19 protein-coding genes are annotated in these 18,272 nt (G+C 73.1%); 7 read left to right on the forward strand and 12 right to left on the reverse strand.

What is annotated here, in order from left to right:
• Positions 1-19: 19 nt before the first annotated feature.
• Entirely contained in the window at positions 20-853 is an 834-nt protein-coding gene (locus tag KZQ38_RS23440; protein ID WP_219444513.1) for a MerR family transcriptional regulator, read from the forward strand.
• A gap of 93 nt (positions 854-946) precedes the next feature.
• On the opposite strand, the gene KZQ38_RS23445 is transcribed toward KZQ38_RS23440, so the two are convergent.
• A complete protein-coding gene (locus KZQ38_RS23445; protein ID WP_219444514.1) occupies positions 947-3,409 on the reverse strand; it encodes a DNA translocase FtsK in 2,463 nt (820 codons plus the stop codon).
• A 165-nt stretch (positions 3,410-3,574) separates the two neighbouring features.
• On the opposite strand from KZQ38_RS23445, the gene KZQ38_RS23450 reads away from it, so the two are divergent.
• Together KZQ38_RS23450 and KZQ38_RS23455 are read left to right on the forward strand one after the other, a co-directional pair.
• Positions 3,575-4,321: a lysophospholipid acyltransferase family protein gene (locus KZQ38_RS23450; protein WP_219444674.1), complete on the forward strand. Its 747-nt coding sequence runs from the start codon at positions 3,575-3,577 to the stop codon at positions 4,319-4,321.
• Positions 4,318-5,244 (forward strand): EamA family transporter, encoded by a 927-nt coding sequence (locus KZQ38_RS23455; protein WP_257901971.1) that lies wholly within the window; start codon positions 4,318-4,320, stop codon positions 5,242-5,244. The genes KZQ38_RS23450 and KZQ38_RS23455 overlap by 4 nt, the downstream gene beginning before the upstream one ends.
• Here KZQ38_RS23455 and KZQ38_RS23460 read toward each other — a convergent pair.
• The 6 genes from KZQ38_RS23460 to thyX all read right to left on the reverse strand — a co-directional run bounded on the left by KZQ38_RS23460 (position 5,231) and on the right by thyX (position 11,145).
• Positions 5,231-6,910 carry a ribonuclease J gene (locus tag KZQ38_RS23460; RefSeq protein WP_219444515.1) on the reverse strand — a complete coding sequence of 560 codons (1,680 nt, stop codon included), beginning with the start codon at positions 6,908-6,910 and terminating at the stop codon, positions 5,231-5,233. The two genes, KZQ38_RS23455 and KZQ38_RS23460, sit on opposite strands and share 14 nt — an antisense overlap.
• Complete coding sequence (dapA, locus tag KZQ38_RS23465) at positions 6,907-7,803, reverse strand: 4-hydroxy-tetrahydrodipicolinate synthase (protein ID WP_219444516.1); 897 nt, start codon at positions 7,801-7,803, stop codon at positions 6,907-6,909. The genes KZQ38_RS23460 and dapA overlap by 4 nt, the downstream gene beginning before the upstream one ends.
• A 51-nt stretch (positions 7,804-7,854) precedes the next feature.
• The gene (locus KZQ38_RS23470) at positions 7,855-8,475 is read right to left on the reverse strand and encodes a TIGR03085 family metal-binding protein (protein WP_219444517.1); all 621 of its coding nucleotides are present in this window, start codon (positions 8,473-8,475) and stop codon (positions 7,855-7,857) included.
• 10 nt (positions 8,476-8,485) lie between these two features.
• On the reverse strand, positions 8,486-9,916 hold the full coding sequence (locus KZQ38_RS23475; protein WP_308258546.1) for a serine/threonine-protein kinase: 1,431 nt from the start codon (positions 9,914-9,916) through the stop codon (positions 8,486-8,488).
• 82 nt (positions 9,917-9,998) lie between these two features.
• Positions 9,999-10,388: an ACT domain-containing protein gene (locus KZQ38_RS23480; RefSeq protein WP_219444519.1), complete on the reverse strand. Its 390-nt coding sequence runs from the start codon at positions 10,386-10,388 to the stop codon at positions 9,999-10,001.
• A gap of 4 nt (positions 10,389-10,392) precedes the next feature.
• On the reverse strand, positions 10,393-11,145 hold the full coding sequence (gene thyX, locus KZQ38_RS23485) for an FAD-dependent thymidylate synthase (RefSeq protein WP_219444520.1): 753 nt from the start codon (positions 11,143-11,145) through the stop codon (positions 10,393-10,395).
• Between the two features lie 147 nt (positions 11,146-11,292).
• Here thyX and KZQ38_RS23490 point away from each other — a divergent pair, with 147 nt between their 5' ends.
• Together KZQ38_RS23490 and KZQ38_RS23495 are read left to right on the forward strand one after the other, a co-directional pair.
• Positions 11,293-11,799: a toxin-antitoxin system HicB family antitoxin gene (locus tag KZQ38_RS23490; protein WP_219444522.1), complete on the forward strand. Its 507-nt coding sequence runs from the start codon at positions 11,293-11,295 to the stop codon at positions 11,797-11,799.
• 11 nt (positions 11,800-11,810) lie between these two features.
• Positions 11,811-12,686 (forward strand): DUF4097 family beta strand repeat-containing protein, encoded by an 876-nt coding sequence (locus KZQ38_RS23495; RefSeq protein WP_308258547.1) that lies wholly within the window; start codon positions 11,811-11,813, stop codon positions 12,684-12,686.
• A gap of 67 nt (positions 12,687-12,753) precedes the next feature.
• On the opposite strand, the gene KZQ38_RS23500 is transcribed toward KZQ38_RS23495, so the two are convergent.
• Positions 12,754-13,959: a winged helix-turn-helix domain-containing protein gene (locus KZQ38_RS23500; protein WP_219444524.1), complete on the reverse strand. Its 1,206-nt coding sequence runs from the start codon at positions 13,957-13,959 to the stop codon at positions 12,754-12,756.
• A 90-nt stretch (positions 13,960-14,049) separates the two neighbouring features.
• Between KZQ38_RS23500 and KZQ38_RS23505 the strand changes: the two genes are divergently transcribed.
• Together KZQ38_RS23505 and KZQ38_RS23510 are read left to right on the forward strand one after the other, a co-directional pair.
• On the forward strand, positions 14,050-14,595 hold the full coding sequence (locus tag KZQ38_RS23505) for a GNAT family N-acetyltransferase (RefSeq protein ID WP_219444526.1): 546 nt from the start codon (positions 14,050-14,052) through the stop codon (positions 14,593-14,595).
• Between the two features lie 30 nt (positions 14,596-14,625).
• Positions 14,626-15,126, forward strand: coding sequence for a YqaA family protein (locus KZQ38_RS23510; RefSeq protein WP_219444679.1), 501 nt, complete (start codon positions 14,626-14,628; stop codon positions 15,124-15,126).
• Positions 15,127-15,144: 18 nt separating this feature from the next.
• Here KZQ38_RS23510 and KZQ38_RS23515 read toward each other — a convergent pair whose 3' ends face one another.
• The 4 genes from KZQ38_RS23515 to KZQ38_RS23530 form a co-directional block, all read right to left on the reverse strand.
• On the reverse strand, positions 15,145-15,471 hold the full coding sequence (locus KZQ38_RS23515; protein ID WP_219444528.1) for a PRC-barrel domain-containing protein: 327 nt from the start codon (positions 15,469-15,471) through the stop codon (positions 15,145-15,147).
• 236 nt (positions 15,472-15,707) lie between these two features.
• A complete protein-coding gene (locus tag KZQ38_RS23520; RefSeq protein ID WP_219444530.1) occupies positions 15,708-16,163 on the reverse strand; it encodes a tetratricopeptide repeat protein in 456 nt (151 codons plus the stop codon).
• A complete protein-coding gene (dapB, locus tag KZQ38_RS23525) occupies positions 16,160-16,924 on the reverse strand; it encodes a 4-hydroxy-tetrahydrodipicolinate reductase (RefSeq protein ID WP_219444532.1) in 765 nt (254 codons plus the stop codon). The genes KZQ38_RS23520 and dapB overlap by 4 nt, the downstream gene beginning before the upstream one ends.
• Entirely contained in the window at positions 16,921-18,249 is a 1,329-nt protein-coding gene (locus tag KZQ38_RS23530) for a M16 family metallopeptidase (protein ID WP_219444681.1), read from the reverse strand. Before KZQ38_RS23530 ends, dapB begins: the two co-directional genes overlap by 4 nt.
• Positions 18,250-18,272 lie beyond the last annotated feature (23 nt).

Raw genomic sequence — 18,272 nt, forward strand, 5'->3', positions numbered from 1 at the left:
GACCCGCGAGGATGGTCGCGTGGAGCGGCTCACGGTCGACGAACTGGCGGTCCGGGTGGGCCTGCCCGGCAGCACCATCCGGATGTACCAGACCAAGGGCGTGCTCCACCCGCCCAACCGGCAGGGCCGCCAGGCGTTCTACGACGCGTCCCACATCGAGCGGCTGACCCTCGTGCAGCGCCTCCAGTCCCGCGGTTTCTCGCTGCCCGCCATCGCGGAGCTGGTGAAGGCCCGCGAGCAGGGCGCGAGCGTCGCGGCCGTGCTCGGCGTCGGCGACACCGAGGGTCCCGACGACTGGGTCCGGGTGCGGGTGCGGGACATCAGGCGGCTGGTGCCGATGGGCGACGTGCGGCCGAAGGTGCTGCGGCGCGCCATCCAGCTGGGGCTGGTGCGGTGGCGGCGCGGCTGGCCGCACACCCGCCGCTGGGCGCTGGAGGCGGGTTACCGGCTCGCCGGCATGAACGTGCCCGCCGAGGACGTGCTGGACAGCTTCGCGAAGCTGCGCGCGGGCACCGACGCCATCGCCGCCGACTTCGTGGAGGTCTTCGAGCGGCGGCTGTGGCCGCAGCTCGCCGCCGAGTCGGCGCGGGAGGACCAGCTCGACCGCATCCGCGCGCTGCTGGTGGAGCTGACCTACACCGCGGAGACCGCCGTCGTGGGCACGCTGCGCGAGTCCATCCGCGAGGCGGCCGAGGAGTTCGCCCGGCGGCACGGCCTGCTGCCCGGCGACGACTTCCGCCCGGTGTGGGCGGCGGAACCGCTGCCCATCGCGGAGCGTCTGATCGACCGCGAGAACGAGATCCCGGACGAACCCGCGATCCGGCGCTTCCTCGACCAGGGCGACGACGCCTGACGCCCTGACCTCGCCACCGGCCGCGGCCGGGTGGAACGAGCCGGTCGGAGGGGTGCGGCTCGCCCAGCCGGCCGCACCCGGCGGGGAACGCGGTCAGGACTCGTCGGCCTCCGGCGCCGAGCCGCCGCGGATCAGGTGCACCACGGAGGCCAGCTCGTCCGGCTTGATCAACACCTCGCGCGCCTTCGAGCCCTCGGACGGGCCGACCACCCCGCGCGTCTCCAGCAGGTCCATCAGGCGGCCCGCTTTCGCGAAGCCCACCCGCAGCTTGCGCTGGAGCATCGACGTCGAGCCGAACTGCGACGTGACGATCAGCTCCGCCGCCTGGAGCAGCAGCTCCAGGTCGTCGCCGATGTCGGCGTCGATCTCCTTCTTCTCGCCCGCCTTCGCCGCCGTGACGCCGTCGGTGTACTCGGGCTGCGCCTGCTCCTTGGTGTAGTTGACGATCTCGGCGATCTCCTCGTCGCCGACGAACGCGCCCTGCACGCGCACCGGCTTGCCCGCGCCCATCGGCAGGTAGAGCCCGTCGCCCATGCCGATCAGCTTCTCCGCGCCCGGCTGGTCCAGGATGACCCGCGAGTCCGTGAGCGACGACGTGGCGAACGCCAGCCGCGACGGCACGTTGGTCTTGATCAGGCCGGTCACCACGTCCACCGACGGCCGCTGCGTGGCGAGCACGAGGTGGATGCCCGCCGCACGCGCCTTCTGCGTGATGCGGACGATGGCGTCCTCCACGTCGCGCGGCGCGGTCATCATCAGGTCAGCCAGCTCGTCGACGATCGCCATGATGTACGGGTACGGCCGGTACTCGCGCTCGGAGCCGGGTGGCGCGGTGATCTCGCCCGAGCGCACCTTCCGGTTGAAGTCGTCGATGTGGCGCACCCGGTTGACCTGCATGTCCTGGTAGCGCTGCTCCATCTCCTCGACCAGCCAGGCCAGCGCGGCGGCGGCCTTCTTGGGCTGGGTGATGATGGGCGTGATCAGGTGCGGGATGCCCTCGTACGGCGTCAGCTCGACCATCTTCGGGTCGATCAGGATCATCCGGACCTCGTCCGGCGTGGCCCGCGCCAGCAACGACACCAGCATCGAGTTCACGAAGCTCGACTTGCCGGAACCGGTGGAGCCCGCGACCAGCAGGTGCGGCATCTTCGTCAGGTTCGCGGTGACGAAGTGGCCCTCGATGTCCTTGCCCAGCCCGATGACCATCGGGTGGTTGTCCTTGACCGTGCCCGGCGAGCGCAGCACGTCGCCCAGCCGCACCATCTCGCGGTCGCTGTTGGGCACCTCGATGCCCACGGCCGACTTGCCGGGGATGGGCGCGAGCAGCCGCACGTTGTCCGTGGCCACCGCGTAGGCGATGTTCTTGGTCAACGCGGTGATCTTCTCGACCTTCACGCCGGGGCCCAGCTCCACCTCGTACCGGGTGACCGTCGGGCCGCGGGTGAACCCGGTGACCCTGGCGTCGACCGAGAACTGGTCGAGCACGCCGGTGATGGCCTCGATCATCTGGTCGTTGGCCTTGCTGCGGGCCTTCGGCGCGTCGCCGTCCTTGAGGATGGTGGGCGGCGGCAGCCGGTAGTCGCCCTCGACCGCGCGCACGGCCATCGCCGGCTTGGGCTTCTCGGCGGGCTCGGCCGCCTTCACCTTCGGCGCGGGCCGCGGCGGTGGCGGCTCCTCCTCCTCGTCCAGCGGCAGCGGCGGCTGCTCGTCCGCGGGCGCCGCCGCCTGCCTGCGCCGCGCCGGGCGGCGCAGCTTCGCGACCCTTGACTCCTCCTTGGCGGGCTCCTCCTCGGCGGGCTCCTCGTCCTCGCGGCCGAAGCCCTCCAGCTCGTCCGCCGGCCGCCTGCCGCCGAGCAGGGAGCCCAGCTTCGCGGGCAGGTCGCGCACCGGCACGTGGGTGAGCACCAGCAGCCCGTAGCCGAAGATCAGCACCAGCAGCGGGCCCGCCACCCACGGCGTCAGGCCCTGCGCGAGGAATCCACCCGCCAGGTAGCCCAACGCGCCACCGGCGGTCCGCCGCGCCGCCGGATCGGCGGGCAACCCGCCGACGAGGTGGAACATGCCGAGGAACCCGACCGCCACCAGCACGCCGCCGATCACCAGGCGGGGCCGGGCCTCCGGGTTCGGGTCGGTGCGCATCAACGCCACGCCGACGCCGAGCAGCACCAGCGGCACGACCAGGGCGGGCACGCCGACGGCGCCGCGCACCGCCTCGTCCACCCACTGCCCGACCGGGCCGCCCGCCTGCCACCACACGCCCGCGCCGGTGATCACGGCCAACGCGATCAGCACCAGCGCGAGGCCGTCCCGCCGGTGCGCCGGGTCCAGGTCCTTGCCGCGGCCCACCGCGCGCACCACGCCACCGACACCACGCCCGAGCAGGCCCCACGTCCGCCCGACCGAACCGGACGACCTCTTCGCGGGACCCGACGGCTTCTTCTTCGACGCGGACCGGGACGTCGACCTCGACCGGGGCGCGGCGGCACGCGGCTTCGACCCGCCCCGGGAGCCACGGGACGTGCCCTTGCCGCGCGAGGTTCCGGTTCGGCCAGCCATGTCTCTAAGTTAGTCCCTCTGATCACAGCGGCCCCACTTGTCACCATGGCCGTCACGTGGAGCGCGCGACGCCGCTCATAGTTCCCCCGATCGTGTGCATCCACACCTCGACACGCCGTAGCCTTCCCCGCTGTGTCCACCCCACTGCTGTGGCGCGCGCTGACCATGGTCGACCGCGGTTTCGTCGGCCTCAGCGGACGGCTCCGGGTCACCGGCGACATCCCGGCGGGCCTCAAGGGCCGTCCCCTCCTGCTCGCGTCCAACCACATCGGCAACCTCGACCCGTTCGTGCTCATCGCGGCGTGCCGCGAGATCGGGGTCGCGCCCCGGTTCCTGCTCGCGGGCGGCCTGCTCGACGCGCCCGTCATGGGCCCCGTGCTCAAGGCGTGCGGGCACCTGCGGGTCGACCGGGCGTCCGCCTCGGTCGGCGACGCCTACCACCGCACCGTCACGGCGCTGCGCGCGGGCGGCGACCCGATCGCCGTCTACCCCGAGGGCAAGATCAGCCTCGACCCCGGGCTGTGGCCCGAGCGCGGCAAGACCGGCGCGGCGCGGCTCGCGCTCTCCGGCAAGGTGCCGGTGATCCCGGTGAGCCAGTGGGGCGCGCACGAGGCCGTCTGCTGGGGCAATACGCACGTGGCCGGCTGGGAGGACTTCAAGCCCTACCTCACCTCGTACGCGCGCGGCCTGCGGCGGCGGCCCACGTTCCAGGTGCACTTCGGCAAGCCAGTGGACCTGTCCGACCTGCGTGACGGCAAGCCGGGCGACGCGCGCCGGGCCCACGAGCGGATCATGCGCGCCATCACGGCGGGCCTCGCCCCGCTGCGTGCCGACGAGATGGACGCGCCGAAGTTCCACGACCCGACCCGGCCCACCACGGGGCGCAGCCCGTGGCGGCCGGAAGCGGCTTGAGCGTCCGGGGCACCTCCCTCGCCGTGCTCTCGGCGCTGCTGTTCGGCATGTCGGGCGTGCTGGCGAAGCCGGTCATGGCGGCCGGTGTGTCGCCGACGGCCGTGACCAGCGCCCGGATCGGCGTCTCGGCGGTGCTGCTGCTGGTGTTCGTGGCGCTGGTGCGCCCGCGCGCGTTGCGGTTCACCCGCCGCGAGTGGGGTCTGCCGCTGGCCTACGGCCTGTTCGGGGTGGTCGGCACGCCGTTGCTGTTCTTCGTCGCCGCGTCACGCGTGCCGGTGAGCATCGCGATGCTGCTGGAGTTCACCGCGCCCGTGCTGGTGGCGCTGTGGGTGCGGTTCGTGCGACGGGTGCGGCTCGCGCCCGCCGTGTGGTGGGGCATCGCCGTGGCGCTGCTCGGCCTGGCCGTGGTCGGCGAGGTGTGGCGGACGCCCACCCTGGACGCGGTGGGCGTGCTCGCGGGCCTCGGGTCGGCGGTGTGCACCGCCGGGTACTACCTGCTGGGCGAGCGCGCCGCGGACCGGCACGACCCGCTCGGCGTGCTGGCCGCGGGCATGGTGGTGGGCGCGGTGCTGCTGGCCGTGGCGAGCCCGCCGTGGCTGGTGCCGCTGAGCCGGGACACCGACCTGGGCCCGGTGTGGTTGCTGCTGGCCGTGCTGGCGTTCGCCGCCACGGCGGTCGCGTACCTGGCGGGGATCATGTCCCTGCGCCACGTCCCGTCGTCGGCGGCCAGCGTGATCGGCCTGGTGGAACCGGTGGTGGCGACCGTGCTCGCGTGGTGGCTGCTGGCCGAGGCGTTGAGCGCGGCGCAGGTCGCGGGCGCGGTGGTGCTGCTCGCGGGCGCCGCGGTGGTGCAGGTGGCGAGCAGCCGCGCGGCGACCGGCAGCCCCGGGCCGGGGCTGCCGGTCGAGGTCACACGGGGATGATCGTCGGGACGATCATCGGGCGGCGGCGGTAGGTCTCGGCGACCCAGCGGCCCACCACGCGGCGCACGGCCTGCGCGATCCGGTGCGAGTCGGTGATGCCCTCGGCCTCGGTGCGCGACAGCTCCATCTCCACCAGGGAGATGGCCTGGTCCAGCGCCTTCGGGTCGTCCGAGAAGCCGCGGCCGGACAGCGTGGGCGGCGCGACCGCGCGGCCCGTGCTGGAGTCCACCGCCACGGTGATCGCGATGAAACCGCCCTCGCCGAGCACCAGGCGGTCGGACAGCGTCGACTCGCCGACGTCGCCCACCGACAGGCCGTCCACGTACACGTGGCCCACCTCGACCCGGCCGGAGATGGCCGCCTCGCCGTCGACCAGGTCCACCACGACGCCGTCCTCGGCGATCACGACCCGGTCCTCCGCGACACCGGTCGCCACGGCCAGCGCCGCGTTCGCCCGCAGGTGCCGCCACTCGCCGTGCACCGGCATCACGTTCGACGGCCGCACGGCGTTGTAGAGGAACAGCAGCTCGCCCGCCGGCGAGTGGCCGGAGACGTGGACCTTCGCGTTGCCCTGGTGCACGACCGTCGCGCCGAGCCGCGCCAGGCCGTTCACGACGCCGAACACCGCGTTCTCGTTGCCGGGGATGAGCGAGGACGCCAGCACGATGGTGTCGCCCGCGCGGATGGAGATCTGGCGGTGCTCGCCACGCGCCATCCGGGACAGCGCCGACAGCGGCTCGCCCTGCGAGCCCGTCGACACGAACAACACCTCGTCCGCGGGCAGGTCCATGGCCTCGTTGAGGTCCACGAACAGGCCGTCCGGGACGTGCAGGAAGCCCAGCTCGGCCGCGATGCCCATGTTGCGCACCATGGACCGGCCGACCAGCGCCACCCGCCTGCCGTACCGCACGGCCACGTCCAGCACCTGCTGCACGCGGTGCACGTGCGAGGCGAAGCAGGCCACGATGACCCGCTGGTTGGCCTTGCGGATCACGTTCTCCAGCACCGGGCCGATCTCCCGCTCCGGCGCCACGAAACCGGGCACCTCGGCGTTGGTGGAGTCCACCAGGAACAGGTCCACGCCCTCGTCGCCCAGCCGGGAGAAGCCCGCCAGGTCGGTCAGCCTGCCGTCCAGCGGCAGCTGGTCCAGCTTGATGTCGCCGGTGTGCAGCACCAGGCCCGCGGGCGTGCGGATGGCGACCGCCACCGCGTCCGGGATGGAGTGGTTGACGGCGAAGAACTCCAGCTCGTACGGACCGAACGCGCGGCGCTCGCCGTCCGAGATCTCCACCAGGTTCGGCGTCTGCCGGTGCTCCTTGCACTTGGCGGCGAGCAGGGCGAGGGTGAACCGCGAACCGACCACCGGCACGTCCGGGCGCAGCTTGAGCAGGAACGGCACCGCGCCGATGTGGTCCTCGTGACCGTGGGTCAGGACCAGCGCGTCGATGTCGTCCAGGCGCTCCTCGATGGCCCGGAAGTCGGGCAGGATCAGGTCCACCCCGGGCTGGTCGTCCTCGGGGAACAGCACCCCGCAGTCGACCACGAGCAGCCTGCCCGCGTGCTCGAAGACGGTCATGTTGCGGCCGACCTCGCCGATCCCGCCCAGTGCGACGACGCGCAGACCTCCGTCGGGCAGTGCGGGCGGGGGTGAGCTCGGGTTGATCACGCGTTGACTCCCAGTTCGGCCGTGATGGCCTCGATGTCCTCGGTTGACGCCGGCACCAGGGGCAGCCTCGGCTCGCCCGCGTCCACGCCCCTGAGGCGCAACGCGGCCTTCGTGTAGACGACCCCCGGCATCCGGTTGAACGGCCGCAGCAGCGGCAGAAGTGCGTGGTGGACCGCGGTCGCGCGGACGACGTCGCCCGCCTCGAACGCGTCCAGCATCTCGCGCAGGCGGTCGCCCGCCAAGTGCGAGATGACGCTGACGAAGCCCACCGCCCCGACCGACAGCCACGGCAGGTTCAGCGGGTCGTCGCCGGAGTAGTAGGCCAGGTCGGTGGCGGCGATGACGCGGCTGCCCGCCAGCAGGTCGCCCTTGGCGTCCTTGACCGCCAGGATGCGCGGGTGCTCGGCCAGCCGCAGCAGGGTGTCCACCTCGATCGGGATCACCGTGCGCGGTGGGATGTCGTAGAGCATCACCGGCAGGCCCACCGCGTCGGCGACGGCCCGGAAGTGCGCCTCGACGCCCGCCTGCGACGGGCGCGAGTAGTACGGCGTCACCACCAGCAGGCCGTGCGCGCCCGCGGCCTCCGCCTGCATCGCCAGGTGCACGCTGTGCGCGGTGTCGTAGGTGCCCGCACCGCTGACGACCGTCGCGCGGTCGCCGACGGCCTCGACGACGGCCCGGATCAGGTCGGCCTTCTCGGCGTCGCTGGTGGTGGGGCTCTCGCCGGTCGTGCCGTTCAGCACCAGACCGTCGCTACCGCTCTCGACCAGGTGTTTCGCGAGCTGCTGCGCCTTGTCCAGGTCGAGCGCCCCGGAGGCGTCGAACGGGGTCACCATGGCGGTGAGGACGCGGCCGAACGGGCGGCCGGGCGAAGCGGTGGGGCATCCGGTCATGGCCAAACGCTACCGCCCGACCGGGGCGCGCCCCGTGCTGACCCCCGGTCTTCACACGCTCCGGTCCAGCGCTTTCACCGCCGCGACGGCGTCGGCGGCGCCGTCGTATTCCACGTGGCACCGCTCGCGGCCGAAGGCGTGCAGCAGCAGTTCCGACACCTGCCCGGTCAGCACGACCGGGTTCGCACCGGCGCGCGCGGTCACCGCCGCGCCGTCGGGGCGGCGCAGCACGACGCCCACCGGGCTGCGGCGGTAGTTGAGCTTCGCGGTGCGCTTGAGGCCGTTCCACAGCGCGGCGTCCCGCCCCGGGTCCGGTGAGCGCGGCGCCCAGTCGGCGGGTGCGCGGCGCACGTCCTCGTGGTGCACGAAGAACTCGACGGCGTTCACCAGCTCGTCCAGCAGGGCGTAGGGCGACCAGCGCGGCGGGCCGGTGCGGACCAGCGCGACCAGCTCGTCCCACGGTTTCGCGGCGTACCGGTCCTGCACGGCGCGGGTGTGCCCGGCGAGCGGCTTGACCAGGATGCCCGCCGCCGCGTCCGGGCGGCGCTCACGCAGCACCAGGTGGGCCGCCAGGTCCCGGGTGCGCCACGGGTCGCACAGCGTGGCCGCGTCCGGGCCCACGGCGGTGAACAACTCGGTCAGCAGCCTGCGTTCGTCCTGCGCGACGCCCATGCCGCCCACGCTACTTGGCGTAGACCCGCTTGGTCAGTTCCGCGCCGCTCTTGTCCCACAGCACGCAGTAGATCTCACGGGTGCCCTTGGAGGCCGAGTAGTTCTCCTTCCACTCGGACCGCACGGGCACCACGGCCGCGTACCGGAGCTTGTCGTCCTTGTCGGCCAACGACACGTTGTCGGACTTGAAGTGCAGCGTGCAGAAGTCCTCCGCGTACTTGCGCAGCCACTCGTCACCCGGGTGCGCCACCTTCTCCGACGACCCGAACGGCGAGCCCTCGGCGAACACCTCGATGCGGTGCGGCTCGTCGCAGTCGGTGCTGCCCACGCGCACCGAGGGCGCCAGGAAGTTGTCACCGCACTGGCGCGCGCTCAGCTTGAAGTCGGGCAACGTGCCGCCGTCGCCGAAGGTGACCGTCTCGGCCATCGCGGCGGGCGGCCGGTCGGTGAACAACCACCGGTCGACCGCGATGCCGGCCGCGAAGAGCCCCGCCGCCGCGACCGCCGCGCCCACCGCGACCAGGTTGCGCAGCCACCGCTTGCGCACCGGCGGTGCCGGGTAACGCGCGGTCGGCGGCGGGCCGGCGAAACCCTGTGGCGGAGTGGGTTGGGCGGCGGCGCTCTCCAGCATGGCCCGCGCCTGCGGCCCGGTGAGGCGGGCGTTGGGGTCGGGCATCAGCAGGCCGGTGATCACCGCGGCGAGCACGCCGGTCGCCCTGGTCAAGCGCGGCACCTCGGTCATGATGGCGTGCAGCGTGGACGCCGTCGTGGTCCGCTCGTACGGGTTGGCGCCCTCGACCGCGTAGCAGAGCGTCGCGCCGAGCGCCCACAGGTCGGAGGCGGGCGACGCCTCGTGGCCGTGGATGCGTTCCGGCGACAGGTAGGCGGGCGAGCCGATGAGGCTGCCGCTGGTGGTCAGGCGCGGGTCGTCCACGGCCTGGGCGATGCCGAAGTCGGTGAGCTTCACCCGGCCGTTCGGCTGGACCATCAGGTTGCCCGGCTTGACGTCCCGGTGCACGATCCCCGCCTGGTGCGCGGTGTCCAGGGCGGACAACGCCTGCACCGCGATGGCGATCACCCGGTCCGGCGGCAGCGGCCCGCCGCGGGTGATGATCGCGGACAGCGTGGCCGCCTCGACCAGCTCCATCACGATGTAGGTGGTGCCCTGCTCGACCACGACGTCGAAGACGGTCACCACGGCCGGGTCGTTGAGGCGGCCCGCGGTGCGCGCCTCGCGCAGCACCCGCTCCTCCAGGACGCGGCGCTCCTCGTGCGCGATGCCGTCCGGGAGGTGCAGCTCCTTGAGCGCGACCTGGCGGCCGATCACGTTGTCCTGCGCACGCCACACGACGCCCATGCCGCCGCGCCCGAGTTCGCCGAGCAAGGCGTACCGGCCCGCGATGACGCGTGGTTGCGCCGTGCTCGCACCTTTTGGGCTCACACCTTGTGGAACAGACACCGTCGTACTCCTCAGCCGTGGACGGCGGAACGCTACTTGAGACCGCCGTCGACGACGCGTGGTTTCACGGTTCCGCGACCTCGTGGCCGTTCGCGCGCAACGCGCGCACGGCCCGCTCCAGGTCGGCGTCCTTCACCAGCAGGTGGTCGGTGTCGTAGGTGGACAGCGCGAACAGGCTCACGCCCGCCGCGGCGAGTTCGCCGGACAACGCGGCCATGATCCCGGTGAGCGTGAACTCCAGCGGTCCGCGCACGGTGAGCAGCCGCCAGCCGCGTTGCGCGGTCGTGGTGTCCGGCACGACGCCCGCCGGGCACACCACGGACAGCTCGTCGGGCGTGCGGGTGACCGAGACCAGGCCCGCGGCGTCCAGCAGCCCGGCGGGTACCGGCGCGTCGGCGGCGAGCCGCGCGATCGCGTACTCACCCGGCCGGACGTCGACGATGAGCCGCTTCACGCCCCTAACCCTCGGTCACCAGCGGGCTGGACGCGACCTCGGTGCCGTCCGGGAGGGTGGAGATGGTGAAGTCGGCGAACGCGTTCGCGACCGCCTTCTGGAGCTGGCGCAGGCACTCGACGGCGAGGGCGCGGATCTCCACGTCGGCGGCCTCGGTGGCGCGCATGGCGATGAAGTGCCGCCACGCCCGGTAGTTGCCGGTGACGACGATGCGGGTCTCGGTGGCGTTGGGCAGGATCGCGCGGGCCGCCTGCCGGGCCTGCTTGCGGCGCAGCGTGCCGCTGGCCACGTCGGAGAACTTCTCCTCCAGGCCCTTCAGCAGCTCGTTGTACGCGTCCACGCTGGCCTGCGCGGCTTCGAGGAACTTCGCGTGCAGCTCGGGGTCGTTCGCGATGACCTCGGGCTCGACCATCGCGGCCTCGCGCTCGGGCACGTACCGCTGCGAGAGCTGCGAGTAGGAGAAGTGCCGGTGGCGGATCAGCTCGTGGGTGAGCGACCGCGAGATGCCGGACAGGTAGAAGCTGACCGTGCCGTGCTCCAGCACGGACAGGTGGCCGACCTCGATGATGTGCCGGATGTAGCCCGCGTTGGTGGCGGTCTTCGGGTTCGGCTTCGACCAGGACTGGTAGCAGGCGCGGCCGGCGAACTCCGCGAGCGCCTCACCGCCGTCGGCGTCGGTGGACCACGGGACGTCGTCCGGGGGGAAGAACTCCGTCTTCGCGATCAACTGCACCTTCGGCGACACGGTCTCAGCCATGGCCGGAACCCTAACCGACCGGCCCGGACCGCTCTCAGTCACCACGACCGCTCGCGGTGCGTGGTCGGGCTGCTCCGGACCGCGTGTGCTGTCACGCTGACACCACTGCTACTTGCATGATGTCGATGATGACGCCATAGTGGTGTCATGGATCTGTCGCCGTACATCACACAGCTGCGCGAGGACCTCGCGACAGCCGCGTCCGCCGGGGACGACGACACCCGGCGCACCGCGGCCGTGCTGTCCGCCGCGTTGGAGCCGGCCGCCCGGCTGGCCCTCATGAACGCCCTGTCCGACCTGGCCGCGGAGGTGACCGCCGCCCTCGACGGGCCGGTCGTCGAGGTCCGGTTGGACGGCCGGGACGTCCAGGTGGCCGTCACCGGCGCGACCGCGCCCCGCGATGACCACGAACCGGAGCCGCGGGAAGTTCCCCGGCCCACCGCCGGTGACGCCACGCGCATCACGTTGCGGCTCCTGGACGAGCTGAAGTCGAGGGCCGAGCAGGCCGCCGCCGCCCAGGGCATGTCGTTGAACACGTTCGTCGCCCAGGCCGTGCAGGGCGCCGTCGGCGCGCGGCGGTCGCGGGCGCAGGAGCCCGGCCGGTCGCAGCCCAAGGACGGCGGCTCCCGGGTCAACGGCTGGGTCCAGGGCTGAGGGGGCGCGTCGTGGAGGCGGATGTGGTGCGGCAGCAGAGCTTCGAGGTGGACGGCGTCGCGGAGGTCGACGTCTCCCTCATCGCGGGTGGTGTGCGGGTGCACCTGGTCGACGAGCCGGGTGTGCACGTGGAGATCAGGCAGTCGGCGGGCGAACCGTGGACCGCGGGGTTGAACAACCTGCTGAGCTGGGTGAACGACCAGTTCGGCGGCGGCCGGGACGCGGGTGCGGGCGACGCGGTGCGCGGTGCGCGCGTCGAACTGGCCGGGCGGCGGGTGCGCGTGCAGTCGTCGGAGGCGCTGGCGTTGCGCGCCGTGGCGCTCGACGTGACGGTCCGCGCGCCGATCGGGTCGAACGTGACCGCCAAGACCGGTGCGGCCGACGTGACGGTGACCGGCCCGGCGGGCAGGCTCGACGTGAAGACCGGCACCGGCCACATCACCGCCGACCGGGCGGACGGCGCGGCCCAGATCAACACGGCGGCCGGGAAGGTGCGCCTCGGGCCCATGCTGGGCGGGCTGCGCGCGAAGACCGGGCGGGGTGACATCGAGGTGTCGTCCGTCGGCGGGCACACCGTGTTGTTCACCGGCACGGGCGACGTGTGGCTGGGAGCCGTGCAGGACGACGTGCAGGTGCGCACCGGCAGCGGTGACGTGACCGTGGCCGACGCGGCGTCCGGTCGCATCCAGATGGGCACCGGCTCGGGTGACGTGCGCGTGGGCGTGCGGCCGGGGGTGACGGCGAAAATCGACCTGGTGTCCACCTCGGGATCGGCACGCAGCGACCTGGCCGTCTCCGACACGCCGCCGGCGGACGGCGAGGCGACCCTGCACGTCACCGGCCGCACCGCCAGCGGTGACGCGCTGGTGACCACGTCGAACGGCTGACCCCGCGCGCGGGGCGGCCCGCGCGGTCGCGGTGCGAGTGCCGGAACCGCGCGGGCCGCCGGCCGTGCTAGCGGACCACGGCCTTGAGCGCCGGGGCGAGGTCGCCACGCGGCGCCACCGCCACGTCGTCCAGCTCCAGCCAGTCCGCCATGTGACGCAGCTCCGCCGCCAGCTCCACCGCCACGCGGCCGTGGTCGGCGGTCGGCTCGGAGTGCGCCGCCTGCACCCGCAGCACGCCCGCGGCCCGGTCCGCCTTCAGGTCGACCCGCCCGACCAGCTCACCGTCCAGCAGGAACGGGAACACGTAGTACCCGTGGACCCGCTTCGCCTCCGGCACGTAGATCTCGATGCGGTAGTGGAAGTCGAAGATCCGCTCGGTGCGGGCGCGTTCCCAGATCAGCGGGTCGAACGGGCACAGCAGCGCACGCCCCGGCACGGCACGCGGCACGCGGGCCGACACGTGCCGGTACGCGGGAGCCGCCCAGCCCCGCACCGCCACGGGCTCCAGCACGCCCTCCTCCACCAGCTCCGACACGGCCTGCCGGCTGCGCTCGGGCGCGAGGCGGTAGTAGTCCCGCAGGTCGGGCTCGGTCGCGACGCCCAACGCGGCCGCCGCACCCGCCACCAGCTCCCGCGCGCCCTCCTCCGCCGTGACCGAACGGGACAGCACCTCGGGCGGCAGGACGCGCTCGGTCAGGTCGTACAGGCGCTCGAACCCGCGCCGCGCGCCGGTCGTCAACGCACCCACGCCGAACAGGTACTCGCAGACCTTCTTCACCTCGGACCAGTTCCAGCCCCAGTGGTCCTTGGCACGCGGACCGCCCGCCACCAGCGCCCGCTCGATCGCGCCCGCGCCGACCGGCCCGAGTTCCTTCACCACGGCCAGGATGTCGTCCACCAACCCCGGCTGCCGCTCGGCGATCGCGGTGTGGTGGTGCCACCACCCCACCTTCTTCGCGCCCGAGCGCAGCAACGGCCAGTCCGCCACGGGCACCAGGCTCGCCTCGTGCGCCCAGGACTCGACCAGCAGCCGCGGCTTGCGGGCGCTGTGCGACCACGCCGCGTCGTCCACCAACTCCCGCGGGTACGCCCCGAGCCGGCTGAACACGGGCATGTAGTGGGCGCGCACGGCCACGTTGACCGAGTCGAGCTGGAGCAACCGGACCCGCGACAGCACCCGCTGGAGGTGCCTGCGGGTCGGCGGGGAGGCCGGCCTCGCGTCGGCGAAACCCTGCGCGGCCAACGCGATCCGGCGGGCGACGTCTGCGCTCATCGTCTGCACGGTCCGGATGATCCCACCCGGGTACGACAACCGGCCCCGGCACTTGATCACCGGCCCGACCGCCGCCGCTAGGGTGCCCCCATGGCCGATGCCGCGGTGCGCACCGCGAAGCCCGAAGACGTGCCGGAGATCGCCCGGATCCACCGGGACACCTGGCGTGCCGCGTACCGGTCGCTGCTGCCGGACGAGGTCCTGGCGGGACTGGACGGCGCCGAGCCCGCGTGGGCGGACGCCGTGGCCCGCGAACGGGTGCTGGTCGCGACCGAGGGCCGCTGGCTGGTGGGGTTCTGCGTGGCCGCGCCCGCGCCGGCCGACGAGGTCGCGCACGCCGACGGCACGCTGCCCGCGGACGCCGCCACCACCGCCCTGTTCCACGTCCTGGTCGAGCCGCGCTGGGGTCGGCGTGGGCACGGCGGCCGGTTGCTCGCCACCGCCGCGCAGGCGTTGAAGGCGACCGGGAGCACCCGTGGCATCGCGTGGGTGCCGGAGGCGGACAAGGCCACCACCAACTTCTACGCACGTGCCGGTTGGGACGCCGACGGCACCGTGCGCACCCTCGACGCGGGCGGGCGTCCAGTGCGCGAAATCCGCGTTTCCGGGGGGTTGACCCTACTGCTGGAGCCCTGACCGGTTGCTAGCCTCGAACGGGTGTGGGCATTGCTGGGGTGGCTCGGCCTGACCTTCGGCGTGGCCTTCGGGTCGGCGATCCTCCCCCTCATCAGCATCGAGGTCTTCGTGCTCGGCCTCGTGACGCAGCAGCCGCACATCGCGTGGTGGTGGATAGCGCTGGCCGTCGCGGTGGGTCAGGTGCTGGGCAAGATGTGGTACTTCCTCGCCGCGCGCGGCGACTGGCACCTGCCGCGCTGGCTCAAGCGCGCGGACCGGCCGGCGAAACCGCTGTCGCCGTGGCGTGCCAGGTGGCGCACCCGGCTGGAGTGGGTGCGCGACCGCTGCCACCGCCACCCGCACTGGATGTTCGGCACGCACGCGGTGAGTTCCGTGGTGGGCCTGCCGCCGTTCATGTTCACGACCGTGCTGGCGGGCCTGGCGGGGATGTCGTCGTGGCTGTTCATCACGACGGGGATGGTGGGGCGGTTCGCGCGGTTCAGCGTGCTCGCCGCCTCGCCCGGCCTGATGGCCGGGTGGCTGCTGCACTGAGAGTTCACCTCCGCGGGTTCACGGCCGCTCGCGGCGGACCAGGCGCTGCGAGGGCACGACGAGCCCGTAGTGGTCGTGCAGCTCGACGTGCTCCAGGTCGGACAGCTCCTCGCCGACCCGGGGCGCTTCCTCGATCTCGCGCTTCTCGACCGGGACGACGACCCTCCGGTCGTGCACCTGCGCACCCCGGATGGGCACGAGGGTCACCGCGTCGTCGGTGCGCACGGCCGCCCAGAGCGGGCGGCCGTCGTCCAGCCACACGTCGGCGACGGTCCCGACGCGTTCGCCGTTGCGGTCGAGCAGGTCGCAGCCGTAGAGGTCGTCGAGGAGATCAGTTCGGTCCATGCCACCGGCTACCCGACCAGCACGCCGAACGCCCTCTTTTCCACCCGGACGAGGGATGCGAATTCACCTAGGTGAGAGCGAGCGCAGCGCCGAGCGCGGTGCAGATGACGAGGCATGCGATGGTGAGCCGCAGGTTCTCGAAGGTTTTCGGCACACTCCCACGGTACCGGCACGCGACCGGACAAACCAAGGCAATACGCCGTTACGGCCGGATGAACTGCATCCACGCCCGGGATTCACGCGCGATTCGTCGGCACCTGGAACAGGTCGATGGCCTTCCGCATGGTCTCCCGCGCCCGTCCGCGGTCACCCGCGAGGTCGTACGCCTGCGCCAGCAGGAACCAGCGCCGCCAGTTCTCCGGGTCGGCCACCACCTCGGCCTCGCGCGCCTCGAACCACGCGTCCGCCGCACCCCGCTCCACCCGGCCGGACGGGCGGCGCGGCAGGTCCGATGTGTCCGGCAACCCGCCCTCCGCGGCGAGCTGCCGGGCCATCCGCTCGGTGGTGAACCCGAACCGCAGGTTGGTCCACGCCACCCACGCCCCGAGCAGCGGCAGCACGAGCACGCCGATGCCCAGCCCGACGCCGACCGCGTCCCCCGTGCCGATGAGCACCACCGCGCGCCCGCCGAGCAGCACGAAGTACACCGCGAGCGCGGCGGTGATCAGGAACGCGGTCGTCCGGGTCTTCACAGGTCCATGTACTTGTCGAGCCCGACGGACAGCCCGGGGTGGTCGGCCACCGAGCGCACCGCGAGCAGCACGCCCGGCATGAACGACTTCCGGTCCAGCGAGTCGTGCCGCAGCGTCAGCGTCTCGCCCTCCGTGCCGAACACGACCTCCTGGTGCGCGATCAGCCCGGCCACCCGCAGCGAGTGCACCCGGACGTCGCCGACCAGCGCGCCGCGCGCGCCCGGCGCCTCCTGCGTGGTGGCGTCCGGCATCGGCCCGACACCCGCCGCCGCACGCGCCTGCGTGATCAGCCGGGCGGTGTGCGCGGCGGTGCCGGACGGCGCGTCCACCTTGCGCGGGTGGTGCAGCTCCACGACCTCGGCCGAGTCGTAGTAACGCGCCGCCAGCTCCGCGAACCGCATCGACAGCACCGCGCCGATCGCGAAGTTCGGCGCGACCAGCACCCCGACCCGCGGCTGCGCGCCGAGCCGGCCGGCGACCTCGTCCAGCCGCTCCGCGTCGAACCCCGACGTGCCGACCACCGCGTGGATGCCGTGGTCGACGCAGAACCGGAGGTTGTCCATCACGACCTCGGGGCTGGTGAAGTCGACCACGACCTCCACACCCGCGTCGGTCAGCACGGACAACGGGTCGCCCGCGTCCACCTCGGCCGCGACCTCGACGCCGGCCGCGGCCTCGACGGCACGCACCACCTCCGCGCCCATCCGGCCACGCGCGCCCAGCACGCCGACGCGGATCGGTCCGGCAGAACGGTCACTCAAGAGATCACCTCGTGCACCTGGGAGGGCAAGTCGTCGGCGTGAGCGTAAGGGCCGACCACCGCGGCGGCGACGGGGCGCCGCAACAACTCACGTGCGAGCGCCGCCACGTCCTCGCCGGTGACCTCGTCGATCCGCGCCAGCGTCTGCTCCACCGACAGGTGGTCGCCGTAGTTCAGCTCGCCCTTGCCGATCCGGGACATCCGCGAACCGGTGTCCTCCAGGCCCAGCACGAGGCCGCCGCGCAACTGGCCCTTGCCGCGGGCCACCTCCGCGTCGGACAACCCGCCCGCCGCGACCACCGACAACACGTCCCGCACCACGCCCGCGACGTCGCCGAGCCGGTCCGGCTGGCACCCCGCGTAGACCGACCACGTGCCGGCGTCCGCGTACAGGCCCACCGACGAGTACACCTGGTACGCGAGCCCGCGCCGCTCGCGTACCTCCTGGAACAGCCGGGAACTCATCCCGCCGCCCAGCGCCGCGTTCAGCACGTTCAACGCGAACCGCCGCTCGTCGTGGCGGTCCAGGGCGCGCACGCCCAGCATCAGGTGCGCCTGCTCGGTGTCGTCGGTGTGCAGCACCAGCTTCCGCGACGCCGGGATGCGCGCGCGACCGGTGCGCGGCGCGACCGGCGAGCCCGCGCGCGCCAGCCGCTCCCCGATCTGCTTGCGCGCCAACCGGAGCACGTGGCCGTGGTCGACGTTGCCCGCCACCGCGAGCACCATCCGCGGCAACGTGTAGCGGCGCTTGTAGAAGCCGAACAGGGCGGTCCGGTCCATCTCCCGCACGGACCGCTCGGTGCCCAGCACGGACCGGCCGAGCGGGTGCTCGCCGAGCAACGCGTCCAGGAACGCGTCGTGCAGCAGGTCCTCCGGGTCGTCGTCGCGCATGGCGATCTCTTCCAGCACCACGCCGCGCTCGGTCTCGAAGTCCTTGGGCGCGCACAACGCCTCGAACACCACGTCGCACACCAGGTCCAGCGCCAACGGCAGGTCCTCGTCCAGCACGTGCGCGTAGTAGCAGGTGTGCTCCTTGGCGGTGAACGCGTTCAGCTCGCCGCCCACGGCGTCGATCTCCTCGGCGATGGCCGCCGCCGACCGGTTCGCCGTGCCCTTGAACAGCAGGTGCTCCAGGTAGTGCGCCGCACCCGCCACCTCGGACCGCTCGTCGCGCGACCCGACCTGCACCCACAGGCCCACCGACGCCGACCGGACGCCGGGTATCCGCTCGGTGATCACCCGCAGCCCGGACGGCAGCACGCTGCGGCGCACGCTGACGCCGCCCTCGCTCTGCTCCAGCACCCGCGTGCTGCCGGGCCGCTGCAAGTGACCGAGCCTGCCGCCGCTGT

It is taken from the genome of Saccharothrix obliqua, from assembly GCF_019375475.1.
Taxonomy (GTDB): domain Bacteria; phylum Actinomycetota; class Actinomycetes; order Mycobacteriales; family Pseudonocardiaceae; genus Actinosynnema; species Actinosynnema obliqua.